The sequence below is a fragment of the Streptococcus sp. 1643 genome (genome assembly GCF_006228325.1).
Lineage (GTDB): Bacteria > Bacillota > Bacilli > Lactobacillales > Streptococcaceae > Streptococcus.
Map to the genome: position 1 here is coordinate 383,096 of NZ_CP040231.1, position 20,005 is coordinate 403,100.

General features: G+C 42.5%; 23 protein-coding genes. 17 read left to right on the forward strand and 6 right to left on the reverse strand.

Annotated features, from left to right (window positions below; all coding sequences use genetic code 11):
* Positions 1–127 precede the first annotated feature (127 nt).
* The 14 genes from FD735_RS02240 (at position 128) to trpA (ending at position 15,334) form a co-directional block, all read left to right on the forward strand.
* Positions 128–583 carry a DUF3290 family protein gene (locus tag FD735_RS02240; RefSeq protein WP_139658371.1) on the forward strand — a complete coding sequence of 152 codons (456 nt, stop codon included), beginning with the start codon at positions 128–130 and terminating at the stop codon, positions 581–583.
* Positions 580–1,215 carry a DUF421 domain-containing protein gene (locus tag FD735_RS02245; protein WP_000174434.1) on the forward strand — a complete coding sequence of 212 codons (636 nt, stop codon included), beginning with the start codon at positions 580–582 and terminating at the stop codon, positions 1,213–1,215. The genes FD735_RS02240 and FD735_RS02245 overlap by 4 nt, the downstream gene beginning before the upstream one ends.
* Positions 1,216–1,421: 206 nt before the next feature.
* Positions 1,422–3,167, forward strand: a complete 1,746-nt coding sequence (locus FD735_RS02250; protein WP_139658372.1) for an ABC transporter ATP-binding protein — start codon at positions 1,422–1,424, stop codon at positions 3,165–3,167.
* Positions 3,157–4,899 (forward strand): ABC transporter ATP-binding protein, encoded by a 1,743-nt coding sequence (locus FD735_RS02255; protein ID WP_139658373.1) that lies wholly within the window; start codon positions 3,157–3,159, stop codon positions 4,897–4,899. Before FD735_RS02250 ends, FD735_RS02255 begins: the two co-directional genes overlap by 11 nt.
* A 104-nt stretch (positions 4,900–5,003) precedes the next feature.
* Positions 5,004–5,696: a sugar transferase gene (locus FD735_RS02260; protein ID WP_139658374.1), complete on the forward strand. Its 693-nt coding sequence runs from the start codon at positions 5,004–5,006 to the stop codon at positions 5,694–5,696.
* 42 nt (positions 5,697–5,738) lie between these two features.
* Complete coding sequence (locus tag FD735_RS02265; RefSeq protein ID WP_176553049.1) at positions 5,739–6,965, forward strand: DegT/DnrJ/EryC1/StrS aminotransferase family protein; 1,227 nt, start codon at positions 5,739–5,741, stop codon at positions 6,963–6,965.
* Between the two features lie 332 nt (positions 6,966–7,297).
* The gene (gene trpB, locus FD735_RS02270) at positions 7,298–8,476 is read left to right on the forward strand and encodes a tryptophan synthase subunit beta (RefSeq protein ID WP_139658376.1); all 1,179 of its coding nucleotides are present in this window, start codon (positions 7,298–7,300) and stop codon (positions 8,474–8,476) included.
* Between the two features lie 598 nt (positions 8,477–9,074).
* Entirely contained in the window at positions 9,075–10,436 is a 1,362-nt protein-coding gene (trpE, locus tag FD735_RS02275; RefSeq protein ID WP_139658377.1) for an anthranilate synthase component I, read from the forward strand.
* Positions 10,433–10,999, forward strand: a complete 567-nt coding sequence (locus FD735_RS02280) for an aminodeoxychorismate/anthranilate synthase component II (protein WP_139658378.1) — start codon at positions 10,433–10,435, stop codon at positions 10,997–10,999. Before trpE ends, FD735_RS02280 begins: the two co-directional genes overlap by 4 nt.
* A gap of 10 nt (positions 11,000–11,009) precedes the next feature.
* The gene (gene trpD / locus FD735_RS02285; protein ID WP_042902637.1) at positions 11,010–12,014 is read left to right on the forward strand and encodes an anthranilate phosphoribosyltransferase; all 1,005 of its coding nucleotides are present in this window, start codon (positions 11,010–11,012) and stop codon (positions 12,012–12,014) included.
* A complete protein-coding gene (gene trpC / locus FD735_RS02290; protein ID WP_042902638.1) occupies positions 12,011–12,778 on the forward strand; it encodes an indole-3-glycerol phosphate synthase TrpC in 768 nt (255 codons plus the stop codon). Before trpD ends, trpC begins: the two co-directional genes overlap by 4 nt.
* Positions 12,765–13,364 (forward strand): phosphoribosylanthranilate isomerase, encoded by a 600-nt coding sequence (locus FD735_RS02295; protein ID WP_042902639.1) that lies wholly within the window; start codon positions 12,765–12,767, stop codon positions 13,362–13,364. The genes trpC and FD735_RS02295 overlap by 14 nt, the downstream gene beginning before the upstream one ends.
* Complete coding sequence (gene trpB, locus FD735_RS02300; RefSeq protein WP_042902640.1) at positions 13,342–14,565, forward strand: tryptophan synthase subunit beta; 1,224 nt, start codon at positions 13,342–13,344, stop codon at positions 14,563–14,565. The genes FD735_RS02295 and trpB (FD735_RS02300) overlap by 23 nt, the downstream gene beginning before the upstream one ends.
* Positions 14,558–15,334 (forward strand): tryptophan synthase subunit alpha, encoded by a 777-nt coding sequence (trpA, locus tag FD735_RS02305; RefSeq protein WP_042902641.1) that lies wholly within the window; start codon positions 14,558–14,560, stop codon positions 15,332–15,334. Before trpB (FD735_RS02300) ends, trpA begins: the two co-directional genes overlap by 8 nt.
* Here the strand turns inward: trpA and FD735_RS02310 are convergent.
* A complete protein-coding gene (locus FD735_RS02310; RefSeq protein WP_139658379.1) occupies positions 15,306–15,965 on the reverse strand; it encodes an A24 family peptidase in 660 nt (219 codons plus the stop codon). The genes trpA and FD735_RS02310 overlap by 29 nt on opposite strands.
* Positions 15,966–16,034: 69 nt before the next feature.
* Here FD735_RS02310 and FD735_RS02315 point away from each other — a divergent pair, with 69 nt between their 5' ends.
* From FD735_RS02315 to FD735_RS02325, 3 genes are all read left to right on the forward strand, one after another.
* Positions 16,035–16,490 carry a GNAT family N-acetyltransferase gene (locus tag FD735_RS02315; RefSeq protein WP_139658380.1) on the forward strand — a complete coding sequence of 152 codons (456 nt, stop codon included), beginning with the start codon at positions 16,035–16,037 and terminating at the stop codon, positions 16,488–16,490.
* Positions 16,491–16,593: 103 nt separating this feature from the next.
* Complete coding sequence (locus tag FD735_RS02320) at positions 16,594–17,118, forward strand: thiol-disulfide isomerase (RefSeq protein ID WP_139658381.1); 525 nt, start codon at positions 16,594–16,596, stop codon at positions 17,116–17,118.
* Between the two features lie 142 nt (positions 17,119–17,260).
* Positions 17,261–17,710 (forward strand): hypothetical protein, encoded by a 450-nt coding sequence (locus FD735_RS02325; protein ID WP_139658382.1) that lies wholly within the window; start codon positions 17,261–17,263, stop codon positions 17,708–17,710.
* Between the two features lie 218 nt (positions 17,711–17,928).
* On the opposite strand, the gene FD735_RS02330 is transcribed toward FD735_RS02325, so the two are convergent.
* The 5 genes from FD735_RS02330 to FD735_RS02350 all read right to left on the reverse strand — a co-directional run bounded on the left by FD735_RS02330 (position 17,929) and on the right by FD735_RS02350 (position 19,850).
* Positions 17,929–18,132 carry a CsbD family protein gene (locus tag FD735_RS02330; RefSeq protein WP_000102421.1) on the reverse strand — a complete coding sequence of 68 codons (204 nt, stop codon included), beginning with the start codon at positions 18,130–18,132 and terminating at the stop codon, positions 17,929–17,931.
* Positions 18,133–18,173: 41 nt separating this feature from the next.
* Positions 18,174–18,758, reverse strand: a complete 585-nt coding sequence (locus FD735_RS02335) for an Asp23/Gls24 family envelope stress response protein (RefSeq protein WP_000072931.1) — start codon at positions 18,756–18,758, stop codon at positions 18,174–18,176.
* An 11-nt stretch (positions 18,759–18,769) separates the two neighbouring features.
* Complete coding sequence (locus FD735_RS02340) at positions 18,770–18,940, reverse strand: DUF2273 domain-containing protein (RefSeq protein WP_000454669.1); 171 nt, start codon at positions 18,938–18,940, stop codon at positions 18,770–18,772.
* Positions 18,941–18,950: 10 nt separating this feature from the next.
* A complete protein-coding gene (gene amaP, locus FD735_RS02345) occupies positions 18,951–19,514 on the reverse strand; it encodes an alkaline shock response membrane anchor protein AmaP (RefSeq protein ID WP_139658383.1) in 564 nt (187 codons plus the stop codon).
* Positions 19,515–19,613: 99 nt separating this feature from the next.
* A complete protein-coding gene (locus FD735_RS02350) occupies positions 19,614–19,850 on the reverse strand; it encodes a GlsB/YeaQ/YmgE family stress response membrane protein (protein WP_000964741.1) in 237 nt (78 codons plus the stop codon).
* Positions 19,851–20,005: the final 155 nt, after the last annotated feature.

Here is a 20,005-nt window from a genome sequence, read left to right on the forward strand (position 1 = left end):
ACCTTTTTCATTCAGATTACAGACTATATTATACCAAAAAAAGGCGCATTTCCCCAACGTATGGTTTGAAAAATCACCCTCTTTCGTTTATAATTAAGAATGATTTTATGAAAGGGAGTGAAAATACATGAAATTCTATTCTTATGACTATGTACTCAGCCAAATCGGTCAGCAAAATGGCATCATGATTGGTTTAGGGATTGTTTTATTAGCTGTGACAGGATTTTTAGCTTTCAAGGCTTATCATGATAAAAAGGGGACTAAATTTCGTGAGTTGGTCATGATTTCAGCTTTGACCTTATTAGCTCTCCTTTTAGTCAGCATCACGACTTATCAAAACAATCAAGTTTCTAATAATAAATTTCAAGCTTCACTTCATTTCATCGAGCTTGTTTCCAAAGAATTGGGAGTAGACAAGTCAGAGGTCTATGTTAATACTTCTGCGGACACGGATGGCGCACTTATCAAGGTAGGTGATCACTATTACCGTGCCCTGAACGGTAGTGAGCCAGACAAGTACCTGCTAGAGAAAGTGGAATTGTATAAAACAGATGCGATCGAATTGGTGGAGGTGAACAAATGACACTTAATTATATCGAAATTTTAATCAAACTAGCCTTGGGTCTCTTTTCTCTGGTTTTCGTAATTAATGTGACAGGAAAGGGCAATCTAGCGCCTAACTCAGCGATAGATCAAATTCAGAACTATGTACTCGGGGGGATCATCGGTGGGGTGATTTACAATAGCGCCATCAGTATCCTTCAGTATGCAGTCATCTTGATCATGTGGACCATTCTGGTCTTGACTCTCAAATGGCTCAATAATAATGTTCACTTTGTGAAACGTTTGATTGATGGGAAGCCAACCCTGCTTATCAAAAATGGGAAGATTGATCCAGAAGCCTGCCGTTCGGTTGGTTTATCAGCAGCGGACGTAGCTCTTAAGCTCCGTAGTCAGGGAATTTTCCAAATGAAACAAGTCAAACGAGCTATGCAGGAGCAAAACGGTCAACTCATCGTAGTCCAAATGGGAGATGAGAATCCCAAGTATCCTGTTGTCACAGACGGTGTGATCCAAGTTGAAATTTTGGAGACCATTGGTCGGAGCGAAGAATGGCTGCTTGATAACCTTAGTAAACAAGGGTATGACAATGTGGCCAATATCTTTATCGCTGAGTATGACAAGGGTGTCGTCTCAGTCGTAACTTATGAATAAGAAAAACCTGGGGTCTTGTACTCTTCAAAAATCAAATTCAAACTGCGTCAACGTCGCCTTGCCGTATATATGTGACTGACTTCGTCAGTCCTATATACAACCTCAAAACAGTGTTTTGAGCAGCCTGCGGCTAGTTTCCTAGTTTGCTCTTTGATTTTCATTGAGTCTTGGCCTCAGGTTTCCATTTGCAATCAGAAAGGGATTTTATGTCCATTATTCAAAAACTCTGGTGGTTTTTCAAGTTAGAAAGACGCCGTTATCTAGTCGGGATTGTGGCCTTGGTCTTGGTTTCCGTCCTCAATCTCATTCCTCCCATGGTTATGGGGCGGGTGATTGACGCCATTACGTCGGGGCAACTAACCCAGCAGGCCCTCCTTCTTAATCTATTTTATCTACTGCTGGCAGCCTTTGGGATGTACTATCTGCGCTATGTTTGGCGCATGTATATTCTTGGAACTTCCTATCGTTTGGGGCAGATTATGCGGTCTCGCTTGTTTGAGCATTTCACAAAAATGTCGCCAGCCTTTTATCAGACCTATCGGACGGGGGACTTGATGGCACACGCCACCAATGATATCAATGCCTTGACCCGTTTAGCGGGTGGTGGAGTCATGTCAGCAGTGGATGCCTCTATCACGGCTTTGGTGACTTTGCTGACCATGCTCTTTAGCATTTCTTGGCAGATGACCTTGGTTGCCATTCTTCCCTTGCCTTTCATGGCTTATGCGACTAGTCGTCTAGGGAGAAAGACCCACAAGGCCTTTGGCGAGTCACAGGCAGCCTTTTCCGAACTCAATAACAAGGTGCAGGAGTCTGTATCAGGTATTAAGGTGACCAAGTCTTTCGGTTATCAGGCGGACGAGTTGAAGTCCTTTCAAGCAGTCAATGAATTGACCTTCCAGAAGAACCTCCAAACCATGAAATATGATAGTCTCTTTGACCCCATGGTTCTCTTGTTTGTTGGTTCATCTTATGTTTTAACCCTTTTGGTCGGTTCCTTGATGGTGCAGGAGAGGCAAATCACGGTTGGGAATCTGGTCACTTTTATCAGCTATTTGGATATGCTGGTCTGGCCTCTTATGGCTATCGGTTTCCTCTTTAATATCACTCAGCGAGGCAAGGTTTCTTACCAACGGATTGAGGATCTTTTGTCTCAGGAATCACCTGTACAAGACCCTGAGTTTCCTCTGGACGGTATTGAAAATGGATGTTTGGAGTATGCCATTGACATCTTTGCCTTTGAAAATGAGGAAACACTGACGGATATTCACTTTAGTTTAGAAAAAGGGCAAACTCTGGGCTTGGTCGGTCAGACAGGCTCTGGGAAAACGTCCTTGATTAAGCTCCTCTTGCGTGAATACGATGTGGATAAGGGAGCTATTTATCTAAACGGTCACGATATTCGGGATTATCGTCTGACAGACCTTCGTGGTCTCATGGGCTATGTCCCTCAGGACCAGTTCCTCTTTGCGACCTCTATCTTAGACAATATCCGCTTCGGCAAACCTAATTTGCCCCTTTTAGCGGTCGAGGAAGCGACTAAACTAGCTCAAGTTTACCAAGATATTGTAGACATGCATCAAGGATTTGATACAGTTATCGGTGAAAAAGGGGTCAGTCTATCTGGTGGTCAAAAGCAACGTCTGGCTATGAGTAGGGCTATGATTTTAGACCCTGATATTTTGATTTTAGATGATTCCTTGTCCGCCGTGGATGCCAAGACAGAGTATGCCATCATCGACAATCTCAAGGAGACGCGGAAGGACAAGACAACTATTATTACAGCACATCGCCTCAGTGCAGTTGTCCATGCAGATCTGATTTTGGTTCTGCAAAATGGTCAAATTATCGAACGGGGCACGCACGAAGAACTGCTAGCCCTGGATGGCTGGTATGCACAAACCTACCAGTCTCAGCAGTTGGAAATGAAAGGAGAAGAAGATGCAGAATAAGCAAGAACAATGGGCTATATTGAAGCGCTTGATGTCTTATCTCAAGCCCTATGGCCTCCTGACCTTTTTGGCACTCAGTTTTCTCCTTGCGACGACGGTCATTAAAAGTGTCATTCCCCTTGTGGCTTCCCACTTTATCGACCAGTACCTCAGCAATCTTAATCAACTGGCCGTGACCGTTTTGCTGGCCTACTATGGCCTTTATCTCCTACAAACTCTAGTTCAGTATGTCGGGAATCTTCTCTTTGCGCGGGTGTCCTACAGTATTGTTAGGGATATTCGTCGCGATGCCTTTGCAAATATGGAGAAGCTGGGTATGTCTTATTTTGACAAGACGCCAGCAGGATCCATCGTTTCTCGTTTGACCAATGATACCGAGACCATCAGTGATATGTTTTCAGGGATTTTATCCAGCTTTATTTCAGCAGTTTTCATCTTTCTGACAACTCTCTATACCATGTTGGTGTTGGATTTTCGTTTGACAGCTTTAGTCCTGCTCTTTCTACCCTTGATTTTCCTTTTGGTCAATCTCTATCGGAAAAAGTCAGTCAAGATTATCGAAAAAACCAGAAGTCTCTTGTCAGATATCAATAGTAAGCTGGCAGAGAATATCGAGGGAATCAGAATTATCCAGGCCTTTAATCAAGAGAAGCGCCTGCAAGCAGAATTTGATGAAATCAACCAAGAACACTTGGTCTATGCCAACCGTTCTGTAGCCTTGGACGCCCTCTTTTTGCGTCCTGCCATGAGTTTGCTGAAACTCCTAGGCTACGCCGTCTTGATGGCCTACTTTGGCTACCGTGGTCTTTCTATCGGGATAACGGCCGGAACCATGTATGCCTTTATCCAGTACATCAATCGCCTTTTTGATCCCCTGATTGAGGTGACGCAAAACTTTTCAACCCTTCAAACATCCATGGTATCTGCAGGCCGTGTCTTTGCCTTGATTGATGAGACGACCTATGAGCCTCTTCAAGAAGATGGGCAAGCTAAAGTCAAAGAAGGCAATATCCGTTTTGAACATGTGTGTTTCTCATATGACGGTAAACATCAGATTCTGGATGATATTTCCTTTTCGGTTAAGAAGGGTGAAACCATTGCCTTTGTAGGACATACAGGTTCTGGGAAATCTTCCATTATCAATGTTCTCATGCGTTTTTATGAATTTCAGTCAGGCCGCGTTCTCTTGGATGGTGTGGATATTAGAGACTACAGTCAGGAAGAGCTGAGAAAGAATATCGGATTAGTCTTGCAAGATCCCTTCCTCTATCACGGGACTATCAAGTCCAATATTGCCATGTATCAAGAACTTAGTGATGAAGAGGTTCAGGCTGCAGCTGCCTTTGTCGATGCAGATTCCTTTATTCAGGACCTTCCGCTGGGTTATGATGCCCCTGTTTCCGAGCGTGGTTCGAGCTTTTCTACTGGTCAGCGTCAGCTTCTTGCCTTTGCTAGAACAGTTGCTAGTCAGCCTAAAATCTTGATTTTGGATGAAGCGACAGCTAATATTGACTCGGAAACAGAAAGTTTGGTTCAAGATTCCCTAGCCAAGATGAGACAGGGGCGGACGACCATTGCTATTGCTCATCGCCTTTCGACCATCCAGGATGCTAACTGCATCTACGTCTTGGACAAGGGGCGCATCATCGAGAGTGGAACCCATGAGGAACTCTTGGCCTTGGGAGGAACCTATCACAAGATGTATAGCTTGCAGGCAGGGGCTCTTACCTAAAGAAGAATTCCTTTAAATTACAGATTTCTTGCACCGCCTTTTCCATTTTGTGGTATAATGAAAAATGTTGACAAATAGTATAATAAAAACAAAGGAGAAACAGCATGCTGAAATGGGAAGACTTGCCCGTGGAAATGCAATCAAGCGAGGTTGAGTCTTACTACCAGCTTGTCTCTAAAAGGAAGGGTTCGCTGATTTTCAAGCGTTGCCTGGATTGGGTTTTGGCCATGGTCTTGCTACTTTTGACTTCTCCCGTCTTTCTTATCTTGAGCATTTGGATCAAGTTGGATAGCAAGGGACCTGTCATTTACAAGCAAGAGCGCGTGACCCAGTACAACCGTCCGTTCAAGATTTGGAAGTTCCGTACTATGGTGACGGATGCGGATAAAAAAGGAAGTCTGGTGACTTCTGCTAACGATAGTCGCATTACCAAGGTTGGAAATTTCATCCGCCGTGTGCGTTTGGACGAACTACCTCAGCTGGTCAATGTCCTTAAAGGCGAAATGTCCTTTGTAGGGACCCGTCCTGAAGTGCCACGTTACACAGAGCAGTATAGTCCTGAAATGATGGCGACCTTGCTCTTGCCAGCAGGAATCACCTCTCCAGCCAGTATCAACTACAAGGATGAGGACACCATCATCAGTCAGATGACAGAGAAAGGTCTGTCGGTTGACCAGGCCTATGTCGAACATGTCCTTCCTGAAAAGATGCGCTATAATCTCGCCTATCTCCGAGAGTTTAGTTTCCTTGGAGACATCAAAATCATGTTTCAAACCGTGTTTGAAGTACTAAAATAAAGTAGTCATGAGAAAATGAGTACAGATAAAAGGAGCAAATCAATGCCAAATTACAATATTCCATTTTCACCTCCCGATATTACCGAAGCTGAAATTGCTGAAGTAGCGGATACCCTTCGTTCTGGTTGGATCACAACAGGTCCGAAGACAAAAGAACTGGAGCGCCGCTTGTCTCAATACACACAGACACCTAAGACTGTCTGCCTCAACTCTGCGACAGCCGCTCTTGAGTTGATTTTGCGTGTTTTGGAAGTGGGACCAGGTGATGAAGTTATCGTTCCAGCTATGACTTATACAGCTTCATGTAGTGTCATCACTCACGTAGGAGCGACACCTGTCATGGTGGATATTCAAGCAGATACGTTTGAGATGGACTATGACTTGCTTGAGCAAGCCATCACTGAAAAGACTAAGGTGATTATTCCGGTTGAGCTTGCAGGGATTGTTTGCGACTATGATCGTTTGCTCCAAGTGGTGGAGAAGAAACGGGACCTCTTTACAGCTGCTAGCAAGTGGCAAAAAGCCTTTAACCGTATCGTAATTGTCTCAGATAGTGCCCATGCTTTGGGATCTACTTATAAAGGACAACCAGCTGGATCTATCGCTGACTTTACTTCCTTCTCATTCCACGCCGTTAAGAACTTTACAACGGCTGAGGGAGGAAGTGCGACTTGGAAAGCCAATCCAGCGATTGATGACGAAGAGATGTACAAGGAGTTCCAAATCCTTTCCCTTCACGGTCAAACAAAGGATGCTCTTGCCAAGATGCAATTGGGTTCATGGGAGTACGATATCGTCACACCAGCCTACAAGTGCAATATGACCGATATCATGGCTTCGATTGGTTTGGTACAATTGGACCGTTACTCTGGGTTGCTACAACGTCGTAAGGACATCGTGGACCGCTATGATCGTGGTTTTGCAGGTTCTCGCATCCGTCCATTGGCACACAAGACTGATAGTGTCGAATCTTCACGCCACCTCTACATCACCCATGTAGAAGGAGCAAGTTTAGAAGAACGCAACCACATCATCCAAGAATTGGCCAAAGCAGGAATTGCAAGTAATGTACACTATAAACCGCTTCCTCTCCTGACAGCCTATAAGAATCTTGGTTTCGATATGGCAGATTATCCAAGAGCCTATGCCTTCTTTGAAAATGAAATTACGCTTCCTCTTCATACAAAATTAAGCGATGAAGAAGTTGATTACATCGTTCAGACTTTGGTGAGAATTTCTGAAGAAATCCTCGGTTCTGGAAAAAAATAATAAAAAATCTTGACAAAAAGCGGACAATAGCATATAATATTCTCAACAAATCAGAAAAGTAACTATTTTTGATCTTCAGGGAGCCTGTGGTGATTGTGAACAGGTGGTTGGAAGTAGTGAAAGTGGGCTGATTTTAAAAATGAATTTGAAACAATGAAAATTCGGTGCGCACACCTTACAGTGCAACTTGTTGTTAGACAAGGCAGAGATGTAAAGGGGAATAGTCCCTTTATAATTGAGGTGGCACCGCGTTACCAACGCCCTCACACAGATTGTTTTCTGTGTGTGGGTTTTTTCATATCTTGAAATAAATATTGAAAGAGGAAAAATTTATGACAACTAAAGGTTATTTTGGACAATTTGGTGGTAGTTTTGTACCGGAGCCGATTCAGGCTTTGTTGGATGAGTTGGAAGTGACATTTGACAAGTACAAGGATGATCCAGAATTTTTGGCAGAATTTCGCCATTACTTGAAGGATTATTCTGGTCGCGAAACACCGCTTTATTTTGCGGAAAGTTTAACAGACCACCTAGGTGGAGCTAAGATTTATCTTAAACGTGAAGACCTTAACCACCTTGGTTCTCACAAGCTTAACAATGTTTTAGGACAAATTCTTCTTGCCAAACGTATGGGCAAAAAACGAGTGATCGCAGAAACAGGAGCTGGTCAGCACGGTGTTGCGACAGCAGCAGCTGCAGCCAAGTTTGGTATGGCTTGTGATGTCTACATGGGTGCAGAAGATGTGGAGCGTCAACGTCTCAATGTCTTCCGTATGGAGATGATGGGAGCGACTGTTCACGCAGTTGAAACGGGGACACGAACTCTCAAGGATGCGGTTGATGCAGCCTTTGGAGCATGGATGAATGATCTTGAAGCCTTCTACGTTTTGGGATCTGCTGTGGGTCCTCACCCTTATCCTACCATTGTTCATGAATTCCAAAAGGTCATCAGTGAGGAATCTCGTCGTCAAATCTTGGAAAAAGAAGACCGTTTACCAGACTACGTTATTGCCTGTGTAGGTGGTGGTTCTAATGCCATCGGTGCTTTTTCACAGTATGTGGCTGATGAAGAAGTCAAATTGGTTGGGGTCGAAGCTGCCGGTCACGGACTTGACACAGACAAGCACGCAGCCACTATGACAAAAGGTAGTGTCGGAATTGTCGATGGTATGAAGACTTATGCAGTCTTTAAGGAAGATGGAGAGCTGGCTCCAGTTTACTCTATCTCAGCTGGTTTGGACTATCCAGGGGTTGGTCCAGAACACGCCTACTTTAAAGATTCTGGCCGCGTAGAATACGTGGCAGCGACAGATGAAGAAGCTGTTCAAGCCATGCTCCTTCTTAGTAAGACAGAAGGGATTATCCCAGCGATTGAAAGTTCGCATGCCATCGCAGAAGCAGTTAAACGTGCACCGAAACTAAGTAAAGATGAGATTATCATCATCAATGTCTCTGGTCGTGGAGACAAGGACGTAGCTGCTATTGCAGACTACCTAGAAGCTAAAAAATAAGAGATGGAAAAATTATAGTCTTTTCTTTCCCAGAGAGCTTGTGGTTGCTGGAAACAAGCAGAGAAAGCTGTAAGGTTGGGTCCATCTGAAACGAGAGAAGAAAACATAATTCTCAAGGGAGTGCCCTTTATCGCACAGCCTGTTATAGGAAAGTTCTGAGACAGGAATGAGAGATAGGAGAAATCCTATAATTGAGGTGGCACCGCGAATTTCGTCCTCACGCAAGTTATTTTGCGTGGGGATTTTTATATATTTATCGTAGATATGGTCATCAGTTTTAAATTATGCTTCATCAATAGATAGAATTCTATAAAATATTTACGAACGAAGTGAGTTTCTAAAAGATGTTTCCCGCCATAGTGGTATCCTAGAGAAGCAAAGATGCTTCTCTAGAACGGAATTTTTGAGAGTAAAATAGTTTGGGGAACTATTTTAGCCTGAGCCTAGAAATGAATGAGCGAGGAGCTCAAAAATTAGGTCTTTCATTTCATGGATTTCTAAAATCATCCACTGGATAATTTTACCTCCCGTCCGCACTATTTAAGGGAAATAGAAAAAGATAAAAAAATAAAAATAAGGAACTGAAAGGGAAATTACAATGGAACGAATCATTCATGGAGATGTCTTATCACCAATCTTGGCTTATATGCGCCTAAAGGGACAACACAAGGTAATCTTAGAGAGTATTCCGCGAGAAAAGGAAACAGCTCGTTTTTCTATCCTAGCCTATAATCCAGTTTTTGAGATTCAGTTTGAAAATGGAGTCCTCTATCAAAATGGGCAAGTGATTGATCGGGATCCCTTGGATTTTCTTTATGAAGTGACGCATAAGAGCCAGCACCATTCAGACCTCCCCTTTGGTGGGGGAGCTATTGGCTTTGTTGGTTACGATATGATTTCTCTTTATGAAGAAATTTGCCAAATCCCTGAGGATACCATTGGGACGCCAGACATGCATTTCTTTGTCTATGAGAGTTACATGGTCTTTGACCATAAGAAGGAAAAAATCCATGTCATCGAGGATGCTCTCTATAGTGATCGCAGTCAAGAAGATTTGGAAGAATCCTTGAACCAAGTGCTTGAGGAATTACGAATTCCTGCTCCAAATGAATTTGAAGATTTGGATCTATCTCCGCTGAACTTCAAACCGCATATCGCTCCTCAGAAGTTTGAGCAAATGGTGGAAACCGCTCGCGACTTGATTCGTAATGGTGATATGTTCCAATGCGTGCTTAGCCAGCGTTTCTCAGCAGAAGTTACTGGAAATCCATTTGACTTCTACAGAAATCTCCGCGTGACCAATCCATCTAATTACCTTTATTTCTATGATTTTGGGGATTATCAAATCATCGGTGCTAGTCCAGAAAGTTTGGTTTCTGTCAAAAATGGCATCGTAACTACCAATCCGATTGCAGGTACGCGACCAAGAGGAGCTACGGATGAAGAGGACAAGGCCTTGGCGACAGACCTCCTGTCTGATGAGAAGGAAACAGCAGAACATCGAATGTTAGTAGACTTGGGACGTAACGATATTGGCCGCATCTCTGAAACGGCAAGTGTTCAAGTCACCAAGTATATGGAAGTGGAGCTCTTCCGCTATGTCATGCATTTGACCAGCGTGGTGAAAGGGCGTTTGCTTCCAGAACTCACTGCCATGGATGCTTTGAAATCAACACTTCCAGCTGGAACAGTTTCAGGAGCACCAAAGATTCGAGCTATGAGACGTATCTATGAACTGGAAACAGAAAAACGGGGCGTATACGCAGGAGCAATTGGCTACTTGTCTGCGACGGGTGATATGGATTTGGCCATTGCCATCCGAACTATGATTCTTAAAAATCAAACAGCCTACGTGCAGGCTGGAGCAGGGATTGTCTACGATTCCATCGCCCAAAACGAATACCAAGAAACCATTAACAAAGCAAAATCTATGACTAGAATTGGAGAACTAAGACCATGATTTTATTGATTGACAACTATGATTCTTTTACTTATAACTTGGCTCAATACATTGGGAATTTCGCAGAAGTACAGGTATTGAGAAATGATGATCCCAAGCTGTATGAAGAAGCTGAAAAAGCAGATGGCCTGGTCTTTTCTCCTGGTCCTGGATGGCCAATTGATGCTGGAAAGATGGAAGACATGATTCGTGATTTTGCAGGTAAGAAGCCAATTCTAGGGATTTGTTTGGGTCACCAAGCTATCGCAGAAGTCTTTGGTGGGAAGCTAGGCTTGGCTCCAAAAGTCATGCATGGGAAACAGAGCCATATCAGCTTTGAAGCGCCATCTGTTCTCTATCAAGGCATTGAGGATGGTCGTCCAGTCATGCGTTATCACAGCATTTTGATTGAAGAAATGCCAGAAGGCTTTGAAGTGACAGCTCGTTCGACTGATGACCAAGCTATTATGGGAATTCAACACAAAAACCTTCCAATTTATGGATTCCAGTACCATCCAGAGAGTATCGGAACGCCAGATGGCTTGTCTTCTATTCGGAATTTTATCGAGAATGTTGTAAAGTGAGGAAACTAGGATGAAAGAGATTATTGAAAAATTAGCAAAATTTGAACATTTATCAGGTGTGGAAATGACGGATGTCATCGAGCGTATCGTAACTGGGCGTGTAACCGAAGCGCAGATTGCTTCTCTCCTCTTGGCCCTTAAGATGAAGGGGGAAACACCGGAAGAACGCACAGCCATTGCACAAGTTATGAGAGGGCATGCCCAACATATTCCAACTGAAATCCATGATGCTATGGACAACTGTGGTACAGGTGGAGACAAGTCCTTCAGCTTTAACATTTCAACAACTGCAGCCTTTGTCTTGGCTGGCGGCGGCATTCATATGGCCAAGCACGGTAACCGTTCGATTTCTTCTAAATCGGGTTCGGCAGATGTCCTTCAAGCATTGGGCATCAATCTTGACCTCAAACCAGCTGAACTAGGTAAGGTCTTTGATAAAACTGGCATCGTCTTTCTCTTTGCTAAAAATATGCACCCAGCTATGAAGTACATCATGCCCGCTCGTTTGGAACTAGGAATTCCAACGATCATGAACTTGACTGGTCCACTGATTCATCCAATGGCCTTGGAAACACAGTTGCTTGGCATTAGTCGTCCAGAGCTGCTAGAAAGTACAGCTCAGGTATTGAAAAATATGGGTCGCAAACGCGCCATCGTGGTTGCTGGGCCAGAAGGATTGGATGAAGCCGGCTTGAATGGAACAACTAACATTGCTCTTCTTGAAAATGGCGAAATCACCTTATCAAGCTTTACTCCAGAGGATTTGGGAATGGAACGCATTGCTATTGAAGACATTCGTGGTGGAAATGCTCATGAAAATGCAGAAATTTTGCTCAGCGTTCTCAAAAACCAACCAAGTCCATTCTTGGAAACGACAGTCTTGAATGCTGGTCTTGGTTTCTATGCTAATGGTAAGGTTGATAGTATTAAAGAAGGTGTTGCCTTGGCCCGTCAAGTGATTGCTAGTGGCAAGGCCCTTGAAAAACTTAGACTGTTACAGGAGTACCAAAAATGAGTCAGGAATTTTTAGCACGAATCTTAGAGCAGAAGGCGCGTGAGGTCGAGCAGATGGAGTTGGAGGAAATCCAGCCCTTGCGCCAGACCTATCGCTTGGCAGAATTTTTGAAGAATCACCGTGACCGTTTACAGGTAATCGCTGAGGTCAAGAAAGCTAGCCCTAGTCTGGGAGATATCAATCTAGACGTGGATATTGTGCAACAGGCCCAGACTTATGAAGCAAATGGAGCAGTGATGATTTCGGTTTTGACAGATGAGATTTTCTTTAAAGGACATTTGGATTATCTACGGGAGATTTCCAGTCAGGTGCAGATTCCGACGCTAAACAAGGACTTTATCATCGATGAAAAGCAAATTATCCGCGCTCGTAATGCAGGGGCGACAGTTATTTTGCTCATTGTGGCTGCCTTGTCAGAAGAACGTCTCAAGGAACTTTACGACTACGCGACAGAGCTTGGACTGGAAGTCTTGGTGGAAACCCACAATCTAGCTGAACTAGAAGTAGCCCACAGACTTGGTGCTGAGATTATTGGGGTTAATAACCGCAATTTGACCACCTTTGAAGTCGACTTGCAGACCAGTGTAGACTTGGCTAAACACTTCAAAGATGATTGCTTGTACATATCTGAATCTGCTATTTTCACAGGGCAGGATGCGGAACGAGTAGCACCGTACTTTAACGGAATTTTAGTTGGGACAGCTCTCATGCAGGCGGAAGATGTGGCCCAGAGAATCAAGGAGTTACAGATTGACAAAGGTTAAGATTTGTGGGCTATCGACCAAAGAAGCGGTGAAAACAGCCGTGTCAGCAGGGGCAGACTACATCGGTTTTGTCTTCGCACCTAGTAAAAGGCAGGTGACCTTGGAACAGGCTGCTGAGCTGGCAAAGCTCATTCCTGTCAACGTTAAAAAGGTTGGTGTATTTGTTTCACCAAGTCGAGCTCAACTGCTAAAAGCGATTGACAAAGTTGGCTTGGACTTGATTCAAGTTCATGGTCAGGTGGCAGATGATTTGTTTGAGGATTTGCCTTGTGCCAGCATTCAGGCGGTGCAAGTGGATAGAAATGGTCATGTGCCAAATTCTCAGGCAGATTATCTACTCTTTGATGCCCCTGTTGCTGGGAGTGGCCAGATCTTTGACTGGGGCCAACTGGATACGACAGGACTAGCTCAGCCCTTCTTTATCGCAGGTGGGCTTAATGAAGATAATGTAGTAAAAGCAATTCAACACTTTACTCCCTATGCAGTAGATGTATCAAGCGGAGTGGAGACAGATGGACAAAAAGATCATGAAAAGATTAGAAGATTTATAGAGAGTGTAAAGCATGGCATATCAAGAACCAAATAAAGATGGATTTTACGGAAAATTCGGCGGACGTTTCGTCCCAGAAACATTGATGACAGCAGTTTTGGAATTGGAAAAAGCCTACCGTGAAAGTCAGGCAGACTCCAGTTTCCAAGAGGAATTAAACCAGCTCTTGCGCCAGTATGTAGGACGTGAAACGCCTCTTTACTATGCAAAAAACCTGACCCAGCATATCGGTGGAGCCAAGATTTACCTCAAACGGGAAGACCTCAACCACACAGGTGCCCACAAGATTAACAATGCCTTAGGACAAGTTCTTCTGGCTAAACGTATGGGTAAAAAGAAAATTATTGCTGAGACAGGTGCTGGTCAGCACGGTGTGGCAACTGCAACAGCTGCAGCCCTCTTCAACATGGAATGTACCATCTACATGGGTGAGGAAGATGTCAAACGCCAAGCCCTTAATGTCTTCCGTATGGAGCTTTTGGGAGCTAAGGTTGAGGCCGTGACAGATGGTTCGCGCGTGCTCAAGGATGCAGTTAATGCAGCCCTTCGTTCATGGGTAGCTAACATCGATGATACCCACTATATCCTTGGTTCTGCCTTGGGACCACATCCTTTCCCAGAAATCGTTCGTGACTTCCAAAGTGTCATTGGTCGAGAAGCCAAACAACAGTACCGCGACTTGACAGGTGAAAATCTACCAGATGCCCTAGTAGCCTGTGTTGGTGGTGGTTCTAATGCTATTGGACTCTTCCATCCATTTGTGGAAGATGAGTCAGTAGCTATGTATGGGGCTGAAGCAGCAGGACTTGGTGTGGACACAGAGTACCACGCAGCTACCTTGACCAAGGGTCGTCCAGGTGTCCTTCACGGTTCCCTCATGGATGTTCTCCAAGATGCTCATGGTCAAATTCTTGAAGCCTTCTCTATCTCAGCAGGTTTGGACTATCCTGGTATCGGTCCAGAACATTCTCACTATCACGATATCAAACGTGCCAGTTATGTCCCTGTGACAGACGAGGAAGCCTTGGAAGGATTCCAACTCTTGTCTCGTGTGGAAGGGATTATCCCAGCCTTGGAATCTAGCCATGCTATCGCTTTTGCAGTGAAATTGGCCAAAGAACTCGGACCAGACAGGTCCATGATTGTCTGCCTATCTGGTCGTGGGGACAAGGATGTAGTTCAAGTCAAAGACCGCTTGGAAGCTGATGCAGCAAAGAAGGGAGAAGGTCATGCCTAAGACTCTAACAGAAAAATTGAATGCTATCAAAGCAGCTGGAAAAGGAATTTTCGTTCCCTATATCATGGCTGGAGACCACGAGAAAGGTTTGGATGGTCTAGGAGAAACAATCCACTTTTTAGAAGATTTGGGTGTTTCTGCCATCGAAGTGGGCATTCCCTTTTCAGACCCAGTTGCAGATGGACCTGTGATCGAAGAAGCAGGCTTGCGCAGTCTAGCTCGCGGGACTTCTACCCAGACTTTGGTTGAAACCTTGAAAACCATTCAGACTGAGGTGCCACTTGTCATCATGACCTACTTTAACCCCCTCTTTCAGTACGGTGTGGAGAAATTTGTCAAAGATCTGACAGATACAGCCGTTAAGGGATTGATTATCCCAGACCTGCCTCATGAACATGCCAACTTTGTGGAGCCTTTTTTGGCAGACACAGATATCGCTTTAATTCCCCTAGTTAGTTTGACGACAGGGATTGAGCGTCAGAAAGAGTTGATCAAGGGAGCGGAAGGCTTTGTCTATGCCGTTGCCATCAATGGGGTGACAGGAAAATCAGGCAATTACCGTGCAGACTTGGACAAGCACTTGGCACAATTGCATCAAGTGGCCGATATCCCAGTTTTGACAGGTTTTGGCGTATCTAGTCAGGATGATGTGGAACGCTTCAATGCGGTGTCAGATGGCGTTATCGTCGGTTCGAAAATTGTAAAAGCTCTCCACCAAGGAGAGCCGATTGAGGACTTTATCAAACAAGCAGTAGCTTACCAAAAATAATCACACAAGTAGCAAGTAAGAGGAAAGGTACAAAAGGAAGTCTTTTCTTTTTCTTTTGCGAAAGAAAGGCTAAAATCCCTGCTGCCGAAGAGAACTGAATCAAGATGAGTAATTCTGTCACACTAAAAACGAGCGCACAAGAAGCCAGAAATAGAAAATCTCCTGCTCCCATGCGGATATCGATAAAATGGGCCATGATTCCGAGGACAAGGAAGAAAATCATAACCAGATTCCAGCCAGAGCAGGCCATGAGGATTAGGTGGAACGTCAGCCAGACTAGTAAGGGATATTCCTGATGGCGAAAGTCGTAGATGCCCAAGGTCAAACCAGCAGTGATAAGGACGACTTGCCCCAAGGAAAGAAAGCCCCAAGACCAAGTCAGAAAGATGAGTCCTAAGCCGAATTCAAAAAGGGCATACCAGAATGGATAGCGAATCTTGCAGTAGCGACAGCGAAAGCGATTGAAGACCTGCGAGAGAATAGGAATCAAATCTGAGGGACGCAAGCGAGTCTGACAGGAATCACAGTGACTAGCCGGTCGAATAATGGATTGCTCAGGAAAACGGTCAATGACCAAACCTAGAAAGGAAGCGAGAATGCTCCCAACAAGAAAAAAATAAAGATCAATCATACTTATCTATTCGTAAAAAATAGGAGAAGTAGTATAATGGAGAAACATAGATAAGGTGGTGAGGTCAAGATGATGATTCGTTTTGAAGAAAATGTGAGCATAGAAAACGCTCAGCTCGTATGCCAATGGTCCAACTCCCTTGGCAAATCCTTTCAAGAACAATGGATGGGAACAATGATTCCTTTTCCCTTGACAAATCAAGTCTTGCAAGATTTGGAAGGAATCTTTTCAATCTTTGATGGGCGAGAGTTTGTTGGCCTTATCCAGAAAATCAGGCTAGAAGATAGGAATCTTCATATCGGGAGATTTTTTATCAACCCCCAGAAACAGGGGCAGGGCTTAGGTAGCCAGGCTTTAAGGAAATTTGTTAGTTTGGCCTTTGAAAATGAAGACATAGACACTATTTCTCTAAATGTCTACGAGGCAAATCAAACAGCTTACAAGCTTTACCAAAAAGAAGGATTTGAAACCGTTCAAATGGTTGAAGTACCTATACGAAAATACATCATGAAAAAGGGCAGATAACAGTCAGGTGGGGCTAGAGTCCCAAGGATTTTTAAGGAAAAGGAAGTTCTCTTTCAAAGTTAGAAACAAGACTTCTATGATTTCTTAGATAGAGGAGATAAAAATGTCGAGACCTAGAAAAATACGAATCTTGCTCGCTTCTGTACTTGCCTTAGTTGTTGGTATCACTCTTTATTTTCAGTATCAAAGCTACCAAGAACGGTTCCAATTAAAGACTTCCTTTGAAGAAAAGGACACTATAGCCGTCTTAAAACATTTAACGACGTCAGGAAAATATGCGTCTGACATGCGGAAAGCAGGCTATATTGTTCCTCCCGACGGTGCTATCCGCTTGGATGGAGGAATTGACTCCATAGGGATAAAAGGAGACATCGATTTGAAAATGTTGAATCCTAGTAGGGATGAAGTCTCGGTTTTATTTGAAACAATGGTAAATGAGGAAAAAATAAATGTCTACTATATTTTAGACAATCAATTAACACTAAAACGTAGTTACTATTCTCATATTAGGAATCAAAAAAAAGAAAGTGTGAACATCTCTCAAGCCGAAGAAGAACGCCTGTTAAAGATTGTTCGAAAAGAGTTGAAAGCTTTTCTAGATAAGATGTATCAGACTTTGTATGGTTGAGGTTACTAGTGAGAAATGAACACGAGACCTTGTTCAGGATGTCAACGATGACAAGAAAGGGGAGATAAAAAGTTTACAGAATTGCTTTTTATCGTCTCTTTTGTCTTACTTTTACGTTTTTTTTAAAAGTAGGCGCTCACGAATGATTATAGGAGTCTTGTATAGTTTGCTGCTAGTCTGGTTTGTCATTTCAGTTTTGAACTATGGCAAATACACTCTTCAACCAGGTCAATCCGTCAACTTAAGAGTAAATCCCAGAACACAAGATTTGGAATACTATTCAATCTTCATCTTGAAGAAAAACGATTCAAGCAGAATTAAATTAACTGGCTCTGGTGTTTGGAGTGAAAGAAACAGCGATGTTTACTATGAAGTAGAGGAACAAAAAATTATAAAAAGCCATGGTTTGGACGAGGAGGACGAAAAACTTCCAAACAAGCAACCAGATATTTATTTAGAAAAAGATGGAGTTGTTGTAAGTTATCAAGGTGAAAAAGTGTTTGATGCCACCAATAACAAACCCTACACGATAACCATTACCAACGTAGACAATCAACCAGCCCAATTTGAGGCTCAGGTGGTGGATAAATAAGCCAGTCTAGTGGTGTGCAAGCTTTTAAATTTTCTTTCTTTAAAAAGGGAGATATTATTTTAAACAAGCAAAAAGCCTTGATTCCAAGGCTCTTCCTGTTGACAATTCCTTTTAACGAAAATTGGGAAACGTGTTTAGAATCCGATCTACAAAAAAAGAGGACATTTGCGGTCCTCTTTTTGACTACTATATATAAAAAGGTCAATTAATGTTTAGTCTTATTTTTCGTCTTTGTGAAGCATGTTTTTAACACCTTCAATAGCGCCTTCGACAGCATCTTTAGCATCTTCAGCAACTTCTTTTACTTTAGAAACAACTTTTTCAGCTGTTCCTTCTTTTTCCATTTTTTCATCGCCGATCATTTTGCCGACACCTTCTTTAATGGAACCTTTTGCTTGATTTAATTTTTCTTCTGTTGACATGATTCTGCCTCCTTTAAATTGATTGATTTAGACCAGATGAATTAGTGTACGCGAGCATTTTCCTTTGCTTCGCCCTTAACGGCTTCAACACCTTCGCCTACTTTTTCTTGAACAGCAGCAACACCTGAACCGATACCAGATTTCACTTTTTCAAATTGTTCTGAAGCAAATTCTCCTGTTGAAGAAGCCACGTCAGTTACTCGGTCTTGAAGGCTAACTGAATCTGCTTCATGCTGTTCCTTCGTTTTGATATCAACAACATTCACATTGACTTCAACAACTTCTAGATCAGTCATTTTTGTAACTTGTGATACCACAACATCTTTGATTTCTTTGTACAAAGCAGGGACATTCTTTTGGTATTCAACAACAATGTTCAAGTCAACTGCAACTTGTTCTTTCCCAACTTCAACATTGACACCATGAGTGACATTATCTGTATTGATAATTTTTTCTGTTAGATTAGAGAAGAATCCTCCATCCACATCCAAAAGTCCAGGTACTTTTTCAAGTGAAAGACCAATGATTTTTTGGATGACTTTGTCTTCATAAGTGAGTTCCCCTTTAACATCTTGAGAAACAACAGCAACATCTTTTTTTTCTACATTTTTATCTACGTTTGACATACGAGACTCCTTTATTTATTTAAATATTTTTCCTTAACATAGTATCCAGCAAATGCTCCTAAGGCTCCACAAATTAGTACAAATAGTGTTTTGAAAAAGCCAAAGGATAAGATAAAGCAAGCGAGAATGACACCTACTAAACCTGCAATAATTGGATACTGATATTTTTTAAACCATTCCATTTTTACTTCCTTACTTTACACGACTAACAGTCTTTTTGGTCGTTTTTCGAGGTTCAACTTCTTTAACTTTAACTTCAAGTTTTACCTCACGTTCAATACCAAAGAACTGCTTTAATCCATGAGTTATTTCATTCTGAATGACTAGACATCGATTTGAGATGTTGTCTGAAGGAAGAATTTTCCCTTCTACAGTAACGAAACATTTATTTTTGCGGCTATTTACATGGACCGTTGGTTCTTTCATCAACTGATGATCAATGACCAAACATCGAACAAAGCCTTCGATAGCTGAATTTTTTAGTTTTAATGTATCTTCTTGAGTTTCTAATTGAATCTCTAGATATCGTTTAGGATAAAAGAGTATCACTAATATTGAAATTAAAACTAAAACAGATAGGACAAGTGTCCCCCAAAAGACATATCTAGCAATCAGGAATTCAGCGTAGAGTTCTCTCCAACTGAATAAGTGGATTCCTAAATCACTGACCTGATGATAATCTATGAGAATAGGAAGGAAAATAGTCAAGATTAAGATACAGAAAATAAGTAACAATATTTTCTTTGATTTTGACATATTAAATCCTTTCAAATGAAAAGCTTTAAACCATAATTTTACCCGTCTACAGTATTCAAAATTATGGCTTATCACTTTTAATTTCTTATTAGGTAATGCTTATTTTTTACCAAATAGAAATGAAACGACTGCAACAACAATCACTGCACCTACGATTGACGGAATAATAGCCATTCCAGCCAATGAAGGTCCCCAGCTTCCTAGAAGTGATTGCCCTACAGACGAACCGATAAGACCTGCAAAGATATTTGCAATCAATCCCATTGAACCACCTTTTTTAGTGATTGCACCTGCGATGAGACCAATAAGACCTCCTACAATAATGGACCACAACATAGTGTATCCTCCTTTTCTATTTCTAAATCAAAGAATCAATTTCAGAAAACCAATTTCTTTGATTGAATTAATTATATAATATTTAAATATGGAAGGGTAATAATTTGTCTCAAACTACGTATTATAAAAACACACCACAGGTACAAATAAATAAG